Annotated in this window: 14 protein-coding genes and 1 pseudogene; 5 read left to right on the plus strand and 10 right to left on the minus strand. The window is 70.6% G+C overall.

Translation table 11 applies throughout. The features are described from left to right. Window positions 1-49: 49 nt before the first annotated feature. Entirely contained in the window at window positions 50-676 is a 627-nt protein-coding gene (locus FrCorBMG51_RS13470; RefSeq protein WP_162233213.1) for a precorrin-8X methylmutase, read from the plus strand. 172 nt (window positions 677-848) lie between these two features. Here the strand turns inward: FrCorBMG51_RS13470 and FrCorBMG51_RS13475 are convergent, their stop codons facing one another. Then, complete coding sequence (locus FrCorBMG51_RS13475; protein WP_047223414.1) at window positions 849-1,622, minus strand: cobalt-precorrin-6A reductase; 774 nt, start codon at window positions 1,620-1,622, stop codon at window positions 849-851. Between the two features lie 68 nt (window positions 1,623-1,690). Between FrCorBMG51_RS13475 and FrCorBMG51_RS13480 the strand changes: the two genes are divergently transcribed. After that, on the plus strand, window positions 1,691-2,926 hold the full coding sequence (locus tag FrCorBMG51_RS13480; protein ID WP_047223415.1) for a cobalt-precorrin-5B (C(1))-methyltransferase: 1,236 nt from the start codon (window positions 1,691-1,693) through the stop codon (window positions 2,924-2,926). Window positions 2,927-3,028: 102 nt separating this feature from the next. Here the strand turns inward: FrCorBMG51_RS13480 and FrCorBMG51_RS13485 are convergent, their stop codons facing one another. The 3 genes from FrCorBMG51_RS13485 to FrCorBMG51_RS26835 form a co-directional block, all read right to left on the minus strand. Beyond that, the gene (locus FrCorBMG51_RS13485; protein WP_157180493.1) at window positions 3,029-4,420 is read right to left on the minus strand and encodes a type 1 periplasmic-binding domain-containing protein; all 1,392 of its coding nucleotides are present in this window, start codon (window positions 4,418-4,420) and stop codon (window positions 3,029-3,031) included. A gap of 2,761 nt (window positions 4,421-7,181) precedes the next feature. After that, window positions 7,182-8,435 (minus strand): ATP-binding protein, encoded by a 1,254-nt coding sequence (locus FrCorBMG51_RS13495; RefSeq protein ID WP_047223417.1) that lies wholly within the window; start codon window positions 8,433-8,435, stop codon window positions 7,182-7,184. Between the two features lie 52 nt (window positions 8,436-8,487). Then, window positions 8,488-8,805 (minus strand): hypothetical protein, encoded by a 318-nt coding sequence (locus tag FrCorBMG51_RS26835; RefSeq protein WP_086055444.1) that lies wholly within the window; start codon window positions 8,803-8,805, stop codon window positions 8,488-8,490. A 42-nt stretch (window positions 8,806-8,847) separates the two neighbouring features. On the opposite strand from FrCorBMG51_RS26835, the pseudogene FrCorBMG51_RS33855 reads away from it, so the two are divergent. Next, window positions 8,848-9,651, plus strand: a pseudogene (locus FrCorBMG51_RS33855) (serine/threonine-protein kinase); the annotation flags it as partial. A gap of 337 nt (window positions 9,652-9,988) precedes the next feature. Next, entirely contained in the window at window positions 9,989-10,450 is a 462-nt protein-coding gene (locus tag FrCorBMG51_RS28995) for a hypothetical protein (RefSeq protein WP_235433557.1), read from the plus strand. Window positions 10,451-10,928: 478 nt separating this feature from the next. Here the strand turns inward: FrCorBMG51_RS28995 and FrCorBMG51_RS13505 are convergent, their stop codons facing one another. From FrCorBMG51_RS13505 to FrCorBMG51_RS13515, 3 genes are all read right to left on the minus strand, one after another. Then, window positions 10,929-11,552: a nitrilase-related carbon-nitrogen hydrolase gene (locus FrCorBMG51_RS13505; RefSeq protein WP_235433558.1), complete on the minus strand. Its 624-nt coding sequence runs from the start codon at window positions 11,550-11,552 to the stop codon at window positions 10,929-10,931. 120 nt (window positions 11,553-11,672) lie between these two features. Beyond that, window positions 11,673-12,053 carry a DUF202 domain-containing protein gene (locus FrCorBMG51_RS13510; protein WP_047223418.1) on the minus strand — a complete coding sequence of 127 codons (381 nt, stop codon included), beginning with the start codon at window positions 12,051-12,053 and terminating at the stop codon, window positions 11,673-11,675. Continuing rightward, window positions 12,050-12,460, minus strand: coding sequence for a YidH family protein (locus FrCorBMG51_RS13515; protein WP_047223419.1), 411 nt, complete (start codon window positions 12,458-12,460; stop codon window positions 12,050-12,052). The genes FrCorBMG51_RS13510 and FrCorBMG51_RS13515 overlap by 4 nt, the downstream gene beginning before the upstream one ends. 136 nt (window positions 12,461-12,596) lie before the next feature. Between FrCorBMG51_RS13515 and FrCorBMG51_RS13520 the strand changes: the two genes are divergently transcribed. Further along, window positions 12,597-13,877 (plus strand): DUF6986 family protein, encoded by a 1,281-nt coding sequence (locus tag FrCorBMG51_RS13520; RefSeq protein ID WP_047223420.1) that lies wholly within the window; start codon window positions 12,597-12,599, stop codon window positions 13,875-13,877. A gap of 138 nt (window positions 13,878-14,015) precedes the next feature. Here FrCorBMG51_RS13520 and uraH read toward each other — a convergent pair whose 3' ends face one another. Genes uraH through FrCorBMG51_RS13530 form a run of 3 tightly spaced genes read right to left on the minus strand, consistent with a single transcriptional unit; the run spans window position 14,016 to window position 16,085 of the window. Further along, complete coding sequence (gene uraH / locus FrCorBMG51_RS13525) at window positions 14,016-14,342, minus strand: hydroxyisourate hydrolase (protein ID WP_047223421.1); 327 nt, start codon at window positions 14,340-14,342, stop codon at window positions 14,016-14,018. Then, window positions 14,339-14,515, minus strand: a complete 177-nt coding sequence (locus tag FrCorBMG51_RS28245; RefSeq protein WP_157180495.1) for a hypothetical protein — start codon at window positions 14,513-14,515, stop codon at window positions 14,339-14,341. The genes uraH and FrCorBMG51_RS28245 overlap by 4 nt, the downstream gene beginning before the upstream one ends. 10 nt (window positions 14,516-14,525) lie before the next feature. After that, window positions 14,526-16,085: an allantoicase gene (locus tag FrCorBMG51_RS13530; protein ID WP_047223422.1), complete on the minus strand. Its 1,560-nt coding sequence runs from the start codon at window positions 16,083-16,085 to the stop codon at window positions 14,526-14,528. Between the last annotated feature and the right edge of the window lie 214 nt (window positions 16,086-16,299).

Genomic DNA, 16,299 nt, shown 5'->3' on the forward strand with positions numbered 1-16,299 from the left:
CGGGCCGCCGCTGGCCCGCCGGGTGGCCCACGACCGTGCGGAGCTCCTGGTGAACGACTACGTCCGCGACGGCGCCGAGATCTACCGCCGCTCGTTCGCCACGATCCGCGCCGAGGCGGACCTCACCGGCCTGCCGGACGGCGTCGCCCGCACCGCCGTCCGGATGATCCATTCCTGCGGAATGGTCGATCTGGTGGCCGACCTGGCCTACTCACCCGGCGTGGTGGACGCGGCCAGAGCCGCGTTGCTCGCGGGAGCACCTGTCCTGTGCGACACCCGGATGGTCGCCGCGGGCGTCACCCGCGCCCGGCTGCCCGCGGACAACCCGGTGATCTGCACGCTGTCCGACTCCCGGGTGCCGGGCCTCGCCCACCAGCTCGCCACGACCCGCACCGCCGCCGCGGTGGACCTCTGGCGGGACCGCCTCGACGGCGCGGTGGTCGCCGTGGGCAACGCCCCGACAGCGCTGTTCCGGCTCCTCGAGCTCGTCGAGTCCGGCGCCGGCCGGCCCGCGGCGGTGATCGGCGTCCCGGTCGGCTTCATCGGGGCCGCCGAGTCGAAGCGGGCCCTGGCGGAGCATCCCAGCCGGCTGGAGCACCTCGTCGTGCACGGCCGCCGCGGCGGCAGCGCCATGGCCGCGGCCGCCGTCAACGCGATCGCGAGCGAGGACGAATGACCACGCCAGCCGAACGCCCTACCGGACGAGCGCCAAGCCGGCCGGTCCGACGCCCCGACACCGGCTGGCCGGGCCAACCCGTCCGACTGGACGGCCAGGTCGAGGATCCTCGGCGACAACCGGCGGACGGTCGTCACCCCGCGTCTTCGTCCGGTGTCGTCATCCGGTGTCGTCACCCTGTGCATGACCTGTCGGTCGCCCCGAGCAGTCGGATGAGCCAGGCGACGGCGTCCTCGACGGTGGCCACGGCCGGCGCGCCGGGTGGCAGCGGCGGGCGGTCCACCATCAGCACGGGCAGGCCCAGGTGACGGGCGGCGACCAGTTTCGCCGCGGCCAGCGGGCCGCCGCTGTTCTTGGTGACGACGACGTCGATCCGATGGCCGCGCATCAGCGCCGTCTCCCCCTCTACCGTGAACGGGCCACGTTCGAGCAGGACGTCCAGCCGCACCGGCATCGGGGGTGACGGCGCCTCGATCGAACGCAGGAGGAACCAGTGCCGATCCGAGCCGGCGAACGCGGCGATCCCGGACCGGCCCGTGGTCAGGAACACCCGCTCCCCGAAGCCGCCCAGGGCGGCCGCGGCGGCGGCCAGCGACGGCACCCGATGCCAGTCGTCACCGTCCGTCTCCGGCCAGCCCGGCCGGCGCACGACCAGCAGCGGCACCGCGGCCGCGTTACTCCCCGTAACCGCAGCGGCGGTCATCAGCGCGGCGTAGGGATGGGTCACGTCGATCACCGCGGCGATCCCGGCATCCCGCAGGTAGGACGTGAGGCCGTCCACGCCGCCGAACCCGCCCACCCGGATCCGCGCCGCCGTGGGCAGGGCGGGCGCGGCCACCCGGCCCGCGATCGAGTAGACCACCTCCACGCCGGGCAGTGCGGCCAGCTTCTCCGTGAGCCGCCGGCCCTCCGCGGTGCCGCCGAGCACCAGCACCCGCCAGCTCATCGCCGTCCCGCCCGTCCTGACCTGGTAAGACGGCCAGGCCTGGCGGAACGGCTACGAGCGGGACGGCTATGAGCGGGACGGAGCCCGCCGGGCGCCGTGGGAGCCGCCAGGCCGGCGAGCTGCGCTACGGCTGGACGACCGGCGCCTGCGCCACGGCCGCGGCCACCGCCGCCTACACCGCGCTGCTCACCGGCGAGTTCCCCGACCCGGTGACGATCACCCTGCCGGGTGGTCAGCGCCCGGCCTTCGCCCTGGCCCGGGAGGAGCTGACCCCCGGCGCCGCCACCGCCGCCGTCGTCAAGGACGCCGGTGACGACCCGGACGTCACCCACGGCGCACTCGTGCACGCCCGTGTCCGGCTGGCCGCGCCCCGGGCCGGGGTGGTGTTCCGCGCCGGCCCGGGAGTCGGCACGGTCACCCGGCCCGGCCTGCCGCTGGCCGTCGGCGAGCCGGCCATCAACCCGGTGCCGCGACGGATGATGCGCGCCGCGATGGCAGCGGTCGCCGCCGCCCACACCGGCCATACCGCCCACACCGGTGCCGCCGGCCACACCACCCGCATCGACGCCGCAGGCCACACCGGCACCGTCGGCGGTGACGCGGACGGCGCCGTGAACGCGGCCGTCGACGTGGAGATCACGATCGGGGTCGACAACGGGGCCGAGATCGCGCGGCACACCTGGAACCCGCGGCTGGGCATCATCGGCGGCCTGTCGATCCTCGGCACCACCGGCATCGTCGTGCCCTACTCCTGCTCGGCGTGGATCGACAGCATCCGGCGCGGCATCGACGTGGCCCGCGCCGCCGGCCACCGGCATGTCGCGGCCTGCACCGGCAGCACCTCCGAGGAGGTGGCCCGCCGGCTGCACGGCCTGCCCGACGACGCGCTGCTCGACATGGGCGACTTCGCCGGCGCCGTGCTGAAGTACCTGCGCCGCCACCCGATCCCGCATCTGACCATCGTCGGCGGTGTCGGCAAGCTCGCCAAGCTCGCCGCCGGCCATCTCGACCTGCACTCCGGACGCTCCCAGGTCGACCTGGCCGCCCTCGCGGCGCTGGCCCGCGCCGCCGGCGGCGACGCGGAACTCGCCGGGCGCGTCGAGGCGGCGAGCACCGCGCTGGGCGCGCTGCGGGTCTGCCTGGCCGCCGGCGTCCCACTCGGTGACCTCATCGCGGCGGACGCCCGCCGCACCGCGCTCGACGTGCTGCGCGGGGCATCCGCACAGGTCGAAGTAATCGCCATCGACCGGGCCGGGACGGTGGTCGGACACACCGGCACTATGGACACCCGCAATGGCACCTGACGCCGTCCCGCCGGCAGGTGATTCCGCTGTCGAACGGGTGGCTGTGCCGAACGGGTGGTTGCGCCCCTGGCCGTTCGGGCGGTCCAGGTTCACGGCGTGCCGTCAGGCCGCCGGCGGCAGCAGCCCCCGGAAGGCCAGCACCCCGCCCGGGGTGAGCTCGACCAACGGTATCGGCTTTCCGGTCGGGCTTCCGGTGTTGTCGAAGGAGAGGTAGCCGCTGGCCCCGGCAACCTTCTGCTCGCCGTGCAGACGGTTCAGGGCCTGCTCGACCTCCTTCGAGGTGACCTGCGGACGTTCAGGGCTGGCCGCATTCCTGATCGCGGTGACAGCCACCAGGACGGCGTCATGCGACATTATTATCTCACCGTCGTCCAGCGACTCGTTGGGGAAATTCCGACGGAAGATCCCAGCGGGATCCCGAAAACGGGCCACCGTGGTCCGGTTAAAAAAGGAGCCGGTATCCGGAAGTGCCCAAGCGCCGGGATGTGCAAGCGCGGTGAACATGACACTGATGTTCGCGGCCAGCGCCTGGTCGAGCGAACTTTCACCATCAAGGCCAGTGGCGTCGTCGCCGGTCAGTACCGTGATGTGATCACTCCCGCAGTTACGCCTGGCCAGTACCTTGAGGAAGTCCTTGAGCTGATCCGAGCGGCCCGCGAAATAGATGACACCAGGATGTCCGCTGCAGATGTTCGGTAGCATCTGAGTGAATGTTGTGGCCACCGCGCCCAGGTCCGAATTGTATTGCTCGACCTGGCCGACAAGATGGTTGGCCGAGTCCGGATACCTGTCTCTGAAGGTGTCGCCGAGCGTCCGGGGGTAGGGGTCGATGGCCTTCATGTCCTGTACCAGCAGAGCCCGGCCACTCGCCTTCCGCGCATGACCGATGACCGCCGTCACCTCGGCATGGTTGAGGGGTGCGATCCGCCGCAGCGTCGGGATCTCCGTGAGATCGTCCGCTGTCATGGTGGCGCTGATCCGCGGAATGCCTTTCCCTTCAAGCCAGCGGATCGCGTCTCGAGTGGTGTCCAAGCTCGGCCCGAAGCCGACTGTCGCCACCAGATGATCCTTTCCCGCGACTCGTTTGCTGAGAGCATCGACAACCGGTTGCCACTTGTGACCGTCGGCACCTGTGTTGGCCAGCAGCAACCGGATCAGCGGCCGTTCGCTCGCGGTGTCGTGGTTGGCGCTGTACTGGGCGATGAACGCCCCTTCCAGGTCACGTCGGATCGGCTGCGTGACGGAAATATTCGTCTCACCGGTCCGCAGCGGGAAGACGTAGGCGATGGACACGCTCTGCCGGCTGCCCCGCTTCGTGACATCGTCATTCTCGGTCTCGATCAGTTTTTCGACATCGGCAAGATCCGGCGCGAAGATGTGACTGCCGTCGGTGACTCCGACGCACTCGCCGTCGCTGCGTACCACGCCCTCGGCACAGTCGTCCGACAGCACCGGCGGTACGAAAACGAAGGCGAGTACCCCGAGCAAAACCACCAGAACGCTCCCCAGCAGGGTGATCCTGCGGCGCCTGCGCGTCCTGAGCACGGACGGAGTGATGACACCGGGCTCCGGCTCGTGGCCCTGGAAGGGCCTCCTCCAACGGGGTTGGCTGTTGTCGGGCATGGTCGCGGATCACACCTCCAGGTCAGTGCGGTCGGCCGGTCGTTCACCGCGCTGATACCGCCACGCCAGGTTCAGCAGGAAATTGTAGGCATGCTCGTATTCCGGAACCGCGGCCAGCGCGTTGAGAGCGCCCGGAATCTGGGCTTCGTGAAGTACGGACTCGTGGGCGGACGGCTCGGTGGCCAGCCAACGGGCCAGTACGAGACGAGCGACATGGACGTCCGGTCCCCCGCGCCACCACGGCCCCAGTTCCTCCATGGGATCGGACGTGGCCAGAGCGGCCACGGCCGTCGGCGACATCGGCGCCCGGGTGATCCCGGCCAGCTCTCTCCACCATCGGTGGCCGTCCCACCGCCCTTCGGGCGATATCGCCGCCAGGCCGGCCCGTACATGCTCCACAACCGGGGTCAGCTCGTTAGTGGCAAGTCCGTGGTAAAGCGTCGCCGTCACATGTCCCGGGCCGCCGCCCGGTCGGGGCTGCCGGTAATGGTCCCGCATCCGATGGTGGACATTCCGCCAACTGTCCCGGTCGTCATCGGGACGGGCGCGCAGGTCCTGCAACAACAGGCGCCGCAGCACCGGGCGGAGCACCGGCCTGCCGGCGGTCTCCCGCGTGCACATGTTCTCCTGAAGATTCTGTAACAGAGCCTGCCGATGCTGGATATCGGATGTCCGGCCCAGCGCCGCATGTATCGAACTGGGCTCGATACCCTGTGGCGCGGCACAGGTGACCAGCATCTTCCGCTGAAGCTCCGTGAAAGGGGCGAGCCAGTGGTCCAGAGCATCCCCGCCGAGCGTGCGGCGCGCGGCGCCGGGCCTGCGCTCCCCGCTTTCGATCTCCAGCAGGCAGCGGCTGTTCTCCTCCGCCGGTTCCGGTGGACGACGGCGGGCGACGATCCGTAACCCTCGCAGCACATGGCTGACCGTTCCCGGATGACCGTCGGTGACGCGGTGCAGGTCCGTTGCCAGCCGGCGCCACCGGTCGGGCAGGTCGGCGCGTCTGACCAGCAGGCTGACGTCGTTCGCCGTGAGGTCGGGTAACTCCACCGGATACCACCATGAACCCGCTTCGTGCGCGTCCGCGCGCCGGCCACGGGCCCAGTTCGCGTAACCCGCCGCGTCGAGCGGGCGTATCCGGCTCCCCGAGGTGCCGTCGCGGACCGGGTTCCACCCCCGGCTGGTCACGATCACGACCAGCGGGTCGCAGGTGCCGGCGCCATCCGAAGCCCGTTGATGGCGTTCTTCCACGAGCAGGTGAAGGAACTCCCGGCCGCCGGGGGAATGGTGGACGTTGTCCAGCAGCAGAACGCAGTTGAACAGGTCGCTGCCGGCCCGCCGGCCGGCGGNGCCGGCGGTGAAAGCGTCGTACAGATCGGCGAGAAACATTTTCACCAGCAGCCGTTCCACCTCCTGGCGCGATTCGTCGTCGGCGTCCCGGAGCGCGACCAGGTCGGCCAGGGCGTCCGGGCTGATCGGCTCGGCGGTCCGCCGCGAGCGCTCCGCCCGTTGAAAGGGCCAGGTCCGCCGGCCGCCCAGCCGGGCCCGCCACTGCATGGAGGCGAGGACGGTCACCGCGGCGGACGCCACATCCGGCAGTTCCGACGAGGCGAGCACCGGGCTGACGATCCTGATGATGTCGTCGCGGTTGCGCTCCGCCCAGGTCCGGTCGCGCAGCAGCCTGGTGATCTGGTGCAGGGTCTGGATACGATCGTTCAGCTCCAGCTCGCTGCCGAGGACAAGCAGGCAGGTGTAGAGCCGGTCGAAAGTGATACGCCGATAACCGGGCACCTTCCCGGCAAGGCCGAAAGCGGTCCGGACCAGAATCTCGCGGGCCGGGGAAACATCGCGCCCCGGCGCCGGCCGCCGTCCCGTCCCGCCCAGATTCAGCCGGACGTGCGGCACAGCCGCGCACCATCGTTCGATCTCGTCGAGCACGGCGCTGCGGCCAATGCCCGGGGGCCCGAGCAGCAGGACAATCGGCAGGTCACGGTTCCGCGCCTCGCCGGAGCGGTCCAGGCACTCCGTCAGCAGCCGCCGGACCGGTTCCTCCCGGCTTCGGGAGATGGCCACTCGCTCGCTCATCGGACAGCCCGCCGTTTGCTGCCGGACAGGCGTGAAACGCGCCATGGAACGGCCGTGCCGATCGCCGACACCATCTCACCAGGGCACATGCGCATATCCATCCGACGAAGCGCGGAGAACGAACCGGTCAACCCGGCCGCACCCGCGATACCAAGATCTGCGATACCAGGATCCGTGGCAGCAAAATCCGTGATGGCAGGGCGTGGGCAGGGTTTGGGCCCATCGGTCCAGAGCGTACAACTGACCACATACCGAGCGAACCCCGGAGCGGTCCACCCGGATGCCTGACGGGCATGTCATCTCGACTCATCCTCGGCACACGTCCGCCAAAAATCCCGGACGACCGCACGGATTCCCGGCCGAGAAAGGATGCCGATGAGCGGAGCCATGACATTGAAACCCAGGTCCGCCTGGCAGGTGAACGCTCACCACCATACGTTCAGCGGCATCGCCGGGAGCGGCCGATCAGTTCACGATCCGACTTCCGGAACACATCGCGGCCACGGCCACGGCCACGGGCACGGCCACGAGCACGCCGGCGCCGGGCCGGCTATTCCGCTTGGGCCGCCCACAGGGCACAGATGGGCAGCGCCCAGATCCGGTCGCCGAGTTCGAAAGGCATCGGACCGGTGTGGAACACGACTCCCGCGCGGAAGCCCTGGCCGAGATGGTCACGGAACCACACGAGGTGGCGGGCGTCCCGAACCGTCGGCGCCGAGGATGCCTTGATCTCAATCGCGATCACCTGGCCTCCTCCGAGGTCTATGACGACATCGACCTCCTGACCGTCACGGGAGCGGAGGTGGTGCAGCCGGGCACGTGGGTGGAGAAGGGCCACCTCCGGTCGCAGCTGAGCGACGACGAAGGTGTCGAGCATCCTGCCGAGCAGATCTCCGTCACGCAGAACACTCCGCTCGTCCACCCGGGCGGCGGCGAGCGCGAACGCGGGATCGGTCAGGTACCGCTTTGCCCGTTTGGTCAGTCTGTTCAGACGGTTCGTCGACCACGCCGGAACGAGATCGATCAGGTAGAGGGCGGTCAGAATCCGGTCATAGGCGTCCGCGGTCCGCTGGTTGATGTCGGCGGCCTGGTAAAGCGTGCCCTCGCTGGGGAGCCCTGCTGTCGAGAGTCCGAGAACTTCGAGGTAACGACGTAGCCGGACGGGATCACGCTGTTCCCCCGCCGCGAGTACGTCCCGGGTGACGACATGATCGACGTAGGCGTCCAGCCAGGCGAGCCGCGCGGGTGCGCTCAGGTTCAGCGCGGCTTCGGGGAAGCCACTCCTCAGCGCGAGGTCGACGTAGTCGTCCAGGCTCGGGGGTGTGCCGGCGATGCTCAGGCGCGAGATGTCCGGGCTCAGCAGCAGATCGAGCAGGCCCGGCTGATCGATGGAGCGGGTGATCTCCCGTTCGGTGAGCCCGTGCAGCACCAGCCGGACGACACGGCCCGTCCCGGGCCACTGGCGCGTGGTGAAGTCGGCTTCGACGCTACCTGTGAGAAGGAACCGGCCGGGACGAGGGTCGTCATCGACCGCCCGCTTGACCGCGCCCAGGACCGCCGGCACCTCCTGCCACTCGTCAAGGAGGACAGGCTCATGGGCGCGGCGCAGCGCCACGTCCGGATCCGCGGCGACCGCCGCGGCGACCGCGGGGTCGTCCAGCCGCAGGATGTCTCCGGCGACTCGCCGGGCGGACGTCGTCTTCCCTGCCGCGCGCGGGCCGGTGACCATGACAGCGGGCAGCTCGGCGAGAAGGCCTGCCAGGCGCCCGTCGGCGATCCGTGGGACATACCTTGACGTTGGCATACAGCGACACTACACAGTCTGCGGGCCCATCAGTACATAAATTGCGGGCACATCAGTACATATTCCGCGGGGCTTCCAGTACAAGTTCTGCCAGCACATCCGCACACGTCCCGCACCCGCTGGCGCCCCACTCGACAGCAGCTCCCGCAGTGGGCGGGGAGCGGGCCGGGGTGAAAACTGGAGGCATGCCGACACTGTCGGAGGATGTGACCGCCGCTCTGACCGCGCCGCTTGCCGCCTGGGCGCCGAGAGGAGTCGCACGCAGCGACTTCAGCAGCCCGCCCTGTGCCTTCTTCACCTCTACATCCGCGATGTCCGCACCGATGGCGCGAAGGCTGTCGACGATCTCCGCAAGCTCGGCACCCCTCACCGAACGTCACGTTAGCTAGCATGACGAGCTTCGGTGTCGGCCATGACGTGGCGGGGGGCGGCGGCATCCGGCGAGACGCTCGGGCAGAGCGACCGAGAAGGCGGCAGGAGATCCAGCGAGCACTTCCACGGACGTGCGTGTGGCTGGACGGCCGAGTCGAGGTGGCTGTCCTGGAATCCACGGGTAGAGGCCGGTTGGCTACAGTTACCGCATTCGGGGGATGACGGCGGCCTGCGCCCTCGGGGATTCCCGTGGCCGCGAGGGGAGCAGCGGGCCGTGCCGGTGGACCGTGACCGCGTGCAGCGGGTGCAGCGGGTGTTACCCGACCGTTACGAACTGCACGACAGGCTTGGCGGTGGCGGGTTCGGTGACGTGTTCAAAGTGCTGGACCGCCGACTGGACCGCTTCGTCGCGGTCAAGGCGGTGACGCTGGAGGGCCCGGACGGGCATCGGCGCGCCGGCGATGAAGCGAAGGTCCTGGCACAGCTCAACCATCCGCACCTGGTCAACATTTTCGACGCCTTTGACGTCGACGGCCTCTTCCTGCTGTTCATGGAGTTTGTTTCCGGCAAGGCCCTGGACAAGGTCCACGGTCCTCTTCCGCCGGAGACGGTGTGCGGGATCGGGCTGGCGGCCGCGGACGCGTTGGCGTATGTGCACGGCAAGCACATGCTGCACCGTGACATCAAACCGGCGAACCTGCTGCTCGCGGACGACGGCACCCTCAAGATTGTCGATTTCGGGATCGCGAAGCTGCTGGAACACACCGCCGCTTTCGGTAGGACCGGGACGCCGTTCTGGATGGCGCCGGAACAGCGCAACTTCGCCGCGCTCGGCCCGGGTACGGATCTGTATTCCCTCGGGCTGGTCCTGTACTGGCTGTTCGCCGGCCGGCTGCCCGAACGCCCGCGGGTCGGGCCGCTCACGGGCGTGCACAAGGCGTTGGCGGATGTCGTCATGCGGGCGCTGGAAGACGACATCCAGGCGCGACATCAGTCGGCGCACGAGTTCGCCGTCGACCTCGCCGAGGCCGCCGCAAAGGCATTCAAACCCGGCTGGCTCAAACGCAGCAACCTGATCCTGCGGGTCGATGACGCGATCCGCGACGCGGCGACCCGCCTCCCGGACCAGCCACTTCCGCCGCCGATCGACCAATCCCGGCCGACCGCCCGGGTGCTGTCCGGTGCGGAGACAAAGAGCCCGCGACCGGCGGTTCCGCTGCCTCGCCCGCCGGCGCCTCCCATCCCTGGTGGCCTCGCTCACGATAGGAACCGGCCCCGCCGGGCCGCTGGAAGCGCTGACCGGGCCAGCGGGGCCACGCCCCACGGCTACCCCGCAGCCACCCCGCAGGCGCCGGCCGCTGGCCCTCGGTGTCGTCCTGATGGTGCTGCTTGCCACCGCCGTCACGACCGCTGTTCTGCGGACCGGATCCGACTCCTCGCCGCGAACCGGATCCGACTCCCTGTTGATCACGACAGTGGCCGGCACCGGCGTTGCCGGGTTCTCCGGAGACGGCGGACCAGCCACCCAAGCCCAACTCGGCTCTCCGTTCGGGTCTCCGTTCGGGGTGGCAGTCGACAGCACCGGCACCCTCTACATCACCGACACTGGCAATCAGCGGGTGCGTCGGATCAAGGGCCAGTAGCGCCTTGGCCGCCCGGCTCGGGCCGAGCGCACGCGGACAAAACCTGGGGGTAGAACACGGTCATGTTCGTCGAGGATCTCGGCGGACCGCGGATGCCGGTAGACACTGACGCCCGCGATCTCGAGCAGCATGTCACAGGCCCCACCGGATACCTCAAATAGCTACAGATAGTAGTCAACCGTCGGACTGGAGAATACAGGAAGAATCTTGTTCAGACAGGCGTCCTGACGTGGGCATATAGCGATACTGCGCAGTCTGTGGGCCCATGAGTACATGTTCTGCGGGGCTATCAGTACAAGTTTTGCCAGCGCATACGCACACGTTCCGTATTCACCGGTGCTCCGCCTGATGGTAGCTCCCGCGTCCAGCGATTCACGGCGGCCGACGGTCGACGGCCGTGCCATTCGCCGTCGTCGCCGGGCCTTGCTCTTCAGCGGGAAGATCGAAAACATCGCTCCGGGGTGGAGCCGAACAGGTGCTATCGGGGGGTGGCGGGCTCGGCCAGTGGTGTGTAGGCGTCCGGGCGGCGCGTGGTGAGGAACGGGAACAGGTCGAGCCAGTCACGTCTCTGGTCGAGGTCGAGGTCGGCGACGAGCACGGCGGGTTCGTCGCGGGGANCGGCGGGTTCGTCGCGGGGAGCCTGCACGAGAACTCGGCCGTAGGGATCCGAGATGAACGAACTGCCGTAGAAGGTCAGCGTGCCTTCCGAGCCGATCCGGTTGACCGCCACCATGAAGGTGCCGTTGGCGATGCCGTTTCCGACGATGACCTGCTGCCACAGCGGCCGCGTGTCGAATCCCGGCTGGTTCGGTTCGGAGCCGATGGCCGTGGGATACACCAGGACGTCGGCACCGGCGAGAGAATAGGCGCGGGCCAGCTCCGGAAACCACTGGTCCCAGCAGGTGGGGAAGCCGAACCGGGCCGTTCCCAGGCCGAGGACCGGATAGGCCGCCGGCCCGGCGGGTCCCCCACGGAAGTAACGGTCCTCGTAGTAGCCGGCCGTAACCGGAATGTGCAGCTTGCGGGTGCGCGCCAACAGCGCGCCGTCTGGCGCGACGGCGACAGCCGTGTTGTAGCCGAGTCCGTCGTCACCGTCGGTCATTTTCGCCTACGGCGGCGTCCACTGCATCACCCAACAACAGCCACGCGTCACGCGAGGAGGACAACGACCACCGGCAGGCCGTCACCCGCCAGGTCGGTGGCTCCCGTCCGCGACCGGGGTTCAGCTCAGCACGAGCGCGAGGGCAGCCAGACCGGACACGACAGCCGCCAGCGCCACGCATCGGAGCGCTCCGGCCGGGCTCGCCCGGCGGCTGCCCGCATCGGCCATGCCCCGGTGGTGGCGTCTCGATCCGATCAGCCACGCCGCCGCTCCAGCGCCGAGCGCCCACGCGCCAGCGGCCCATCCCAGCGGACGATTCCCGTGGCCGCAGGAGACGTGCAGGAGCAACGCCCCCAGGCCGACGAACGCGAACCCGGTGCGCTGCCAGGCCAGGTAGGTCCGCTCCGGCTGTGTCTCCCCCGCGGCACGGTCCGGCACCATCGGCCGATCGCCGCAGGCCCTGGGGCCGCCCGGGGCGGCGCTGCCGTCGGCAGGGCTCACCGTGCCCCTCGGCTGGCGACCAGCACAAAGATCAGCGCAGTCGCGCTCACCAGTGCCACGCCGGCAGCGAGCAGCCTGGGCAGTCCCGAAACCGGCAACGACCGCCGCTCCCGCATCGCCCGTTCGACGATCACCCATCGTCGGTAGCTGGTCGCGGCAACGGTAGTGCCGAGCACGATCAGCGGTACGCCCAGAACATGCCGGGCACCGGAGACGCTGAACTCGGGCACGACCTGGACCACCGCCACGCCGCCCGCGAGCAGGGCGAGCGACGTGCGGATCCACGCGAGGAACGTCCGTTCGTTGGCGAGACTGAAGCGGACGTCCGGGTCCTGACCGACCAGACCGACATCCCCCGGCCGGCGCCCATTCCTCGGACGGCACCACCACGCGCGCGCGGACCACACCCGTCGGGACGGTAAGCGACCGCTCCCATTCCCGTCTTCGCCCGCGCCCACTCCCTCACCGTACTGGTCGAAACGTCGCCGCCCAGGTACGCCGTCGGCCCTCCGCAGCGGCGCTGGCCGGGGTGAGACTGGGGGCATGCCGACGCTGCCGGAGGATGTGATCGCTGCTCTGACCGCGCCGCTCGCCGGGCTGGACGCCGAACTGGCCGCCCGCTTCCCCGGGGATCCGGGCACCTCCCAGCCGGTGCACACCTGCTACGTGCCGGCCGACCAGGTGACCGCGACCGTCGTCGACGACTGGGCCGCCGCCGCCCGGGCCGCCTTCGACGCGCACGCCGGCGAACCATCCGACCTGGCTACGACGACCGGCGTCCCGGCGGCCCTGGCCGGGCGGGTCCACGCCCATGTCCGCCGGGTGCTCGCCGGCTCGCCGGTCGCCGACCTCCGGGTGGATCTCGAGGACGGGTACGGTATCCGCGCCGACGCCGAGGAGGACGCCCACGCCGTCGCCGCAGCCGAGGCGCTGCGCGCGGCCGCCGCCGCGGGCCGGCTCCCGGCGTCCTACGGGCTGCGGCCGAAGTCGCTGGACGCGGCCGTACGGGACCGTGGGCTGCGCAGCCTGGATCTTTTCCTGACCGCGCTCGCCGCGGGTGGCAGCGCCGCCGCGCCGCCCGGGCTGGTGATCACCCTGCCGAAGGTGAGCGCGCCACAGCAGGTGAGCGTGTTCGGCGCCGTCCTCGCGGAGCTGGAAGGGCGCCTCGGGCTCGCCCCCGTACCACTGGAGGTGCAGGTCGAGACCCCGGCGGCGGTGCTGGCGCTGCCGGCGGTCGTGGCAGCGGGCCGGCCTCGCCTCACCGGCCTGCACGTGGGCACCTACGACTACTCGGCGGCGCTGGGGATCAGCGCCGAGCACCAGGCCAGTGACCATCCGTCGGTGGAGTTCGCCACCGCGTTCATGCAGCTCGCGGCGGCCGGGACCGGGGTACGGGTGGCGGACGGGTCGTGCAACCTGCTGCCGGTCGGTGACCGCGCCGCGGTCCACGCGGCCTGGCGGCGGCACGCTGAGCTGATCCGCCGGGCCTGGCGGCGCGGGCTCTACCAGGGCTGGGACCTGCACCCGGCGCAACTGGTCTCCCGGCACGCGACCGTGGCGTCCTGCCTGCTCACCGGCCTGCCCGGCGCGCTGGCCCGGCTGTCACGCTGGACCGGCACCGGCACCGGCACCGCGCCCGCGGACGGCCCGGCCGGCCCGGTCGCCGACGAGCCCGCGACCGCCCGCGCGTTGGCCGGTCATCTCCGACGGGCACTGGACGTGGGCCTCCTCGACGACGCCGACCTGGCCGCAACCGACCTGACCCGCGGGACGATCATCGCTGCCGCCCTGCCCCCACCGGGAACCCACCGACCATCTGGATGAGCGCATCCGATCACGAACATCCGATCACATCGTCCGCCCCGCGGTCTGCCCGCACACGCGGTGCTCAACTCGTAATGCTCGTTTATGCTCAATTTATTAACTACTCTTAGTAGTCAAACAACTTTGACATAGAACGCCTCAGGTGCCGCGGTAGGCGGAGAAGCCGTAGGGGGACAGCAGCAGGGGGACGTGGTGGTGCTGCCCGGGGTCGGTCACGACGAAGGTGATGACGACCTCCGGGAAGAACGTCGAACGGGACGTGGTGTCGAACACCAGGCGCCACGCCCCCGGCCCCTCAACCGGCAGATCCCGAACCCGCCCGTCACTGTCGGTCACAGCGGACGTCACTGGCCGCCAGCCGCGCACGTCGCCGTCGAAGCCTACGATTATTCGTTCGAGCTGGACCGGGATGCCTTCGGCCGGCTCCCCGGCGGCGGTGTCGAGCACATGTGTGGAAACAGTCACTCCCGCATCATGCCCGGCCCACTGTCAGCGACCACGCTCATCCGAACGCGGTACCGGCGGGTGGCGCGGCCGGCCCAGGCACGCGCCCGGCTCGGACGTGCGGCCAGCCGGGCATCCGCGTGCACCGCGGCGGACGCGGCGTCCGGGCAGCCGGCGTCCGAGCCGATGGTCACGGACGGCCGGTCACGGGCCGCTGATCAGCCGTCGCAGCCTCAGCTCGGTGATCTCGGCCTGCTGGCCGGCCGCGACCCGCAGCTCGGTGGCCGGGTCGTTGCCCAGCCGTTCCCGCAACAGCCCCAGCATCTCCTCGGCGCTGCGGCCGGCGGCACGCACCAGGAAGATGTAGCCGAACCGGTCCTCGTACTCCTGGTTGCCTGCGACCAGCGCCGCCTTGAGGTCCAGGCTCGCGTTGTCCAGGGCGGCCTGTTCCCGGCGCGGGGCGTCCATCCCGGCCAGGGTGGCCCGGGTGGACGTGGTCGGCGCGGGCAGCGGGGCGCCGCGTTCCCCGATGCGGGGGTGCGCGGTGAACGCCTCCAGCCAGTCCGCCTCGGTGAGCTGCCACCAGTGCTTACTGGCCGCGTCGAGCAGCGCGGCCAGCGTCGGGTACGGCCGGCCGTCGCCGACCGCGGCGGCCCAGTCCTCCGAGCCGCAGCAGCCCAGCAGCTCGGCGTGGGCCGCCCCCGGGGACAGCGCGTTGAACCAGCGCATCGCCAGCTGCTGGCGTCCGGTCTGGGTCGGGGTGCCGATGAGGCGCAGCCGGGCCAGCCCGCCGTCGGGGAACGCCTCCAGCCGCACGTGGGTGGCCTCCACCGGGACTTCCAGGTCGAACAGGTGCCGGGTGTTGGGCTGCACCCGCACCTGCGGCAGCAGCGGGTACCAGCGGGCGATCTTCTCGATCGACGAGACCTCGTCGTTGCCGAACAGTTCGGAGGCGGACGCCGCCCACAGGGCCACCGACCGGGGTGCGTTGCCGTGGAAGTGCCGGGTGTCGACCTCCGCCCGGATCACCTGGCCGGCGGTGGCCAGCCGCACCACGGCCCACTCGTGGCCCACGCCGCGGCGGCGGCGGGTCTCCCAGCCCTCTCCCATCACCCGGGCCTCGCCGGAGGCGTTGAGGTTGTGCCGGTCGCCGTAGTGCATGTCGCTGCACGCGATGACCACCCCGCCGAGATAGGCCGCGGCCAGGTCGGAGGTGACGCGGTCGAGCAGCCTCGGGTCGGGGATCACCGTGCCGTGCACGCGCAGCCTCGCCACCCCGCCGTCCGGGTGGATGGTCAGCCGCAGGTGCGTGACGCGGGTGTGGCCGGCCCGCACGACCGGCAGGACGTTGACCGCGTCGGCCTGGACCGGTGTCCGGGGCACCAGAGCCACCCAGCTGACCGATGCCTCGGCGACCTCGGCCGCGGACGGGTAGCCACCGAGGGTGGCGCCGTGGATCTCCACCGACTCCGGGGCGTTCCCGGTGAAGTGGGAGGTGTCGACGGTCACCGCGCGCACCACGCCGGGCGCGCCGAGCCGGATGATCGCCCAGTCCGAGCCGTACAGGTCACGGCGGCGGCGGGTCTCCCAGCCGTCCGTCCACGCGCCCCGCTCGGTGAACACCCCTGGCCGGGCGATCGGCGGCTCGGGCAGCAGCATCCGTTCGGCGAGTGCGAAGAACTCGTCGTTGACGGCCACCACCGACCCGCCGAACCGGGCCGCGGCAAGGTCGACAAGATTCGTCAGATCGGGAGCGTCGCCCACGGATCCTCTTCTCTACGGATTCTCTGCGGACTTTCTCCGGTGGACGCCCGCGACCGTGCGGGCGGACGTCCACCGTTGGAAACTCGGACGTTCGGGTGGCACCCGGACGCCCGGGTGGAACCCGGACGCGCCGAAACCGGACGGCCTGAACGATCAGGTGCCCGGTCGGATGCCGGTGTCATCGCGACAGCAACCTGCCGTGCGGCGGCCGGTC

It is taken from the genome of Protofrankia coriariae, from assembly GCF_001017755.1.
Taxonomy (GTDB): domain Bacteria; phylum Actinomycetota; class Actinomycetes; order Frankiales; family Frankiaceae; genus Protofrankia; species Protofrankia coriariae.

Excerpts from the sequence above, each read along its gene's own strand:
- FrCorBMG51_RS13520 (WP_047223420.1), top strand. The coding sequence starts at position 12,597 with ATGCCGACGCTGCCGGAGGATGTGATCGCTGCTCTGACCGCGCCGCTC.
- FrCorBMG51_RS13480 (WP_047223415.1), top strand. The coding sequence starts at position 1,691 with ATGAGCGGGACGGAGCCCGCCGGGCGCCGTGGGAGCCGCCAGGCCGGC.
- FrCorBMG51_RS13475 (WP_047223414.1), bottom strand. The coding sequence starts at position 1,622 with ATGAGCTGGCGGGTGCTGGTGCTCGGCGGCACCGCGGAGGGCCGGCGG.
- FrCorBMG51_RS13495 (WP_047223417.1), bottom strand. The coding sequence starts at position 8,435 with ATGCCAACGTCAAGGTATGTCCCACGGATCGCCGACGGGCGCCTGGCA.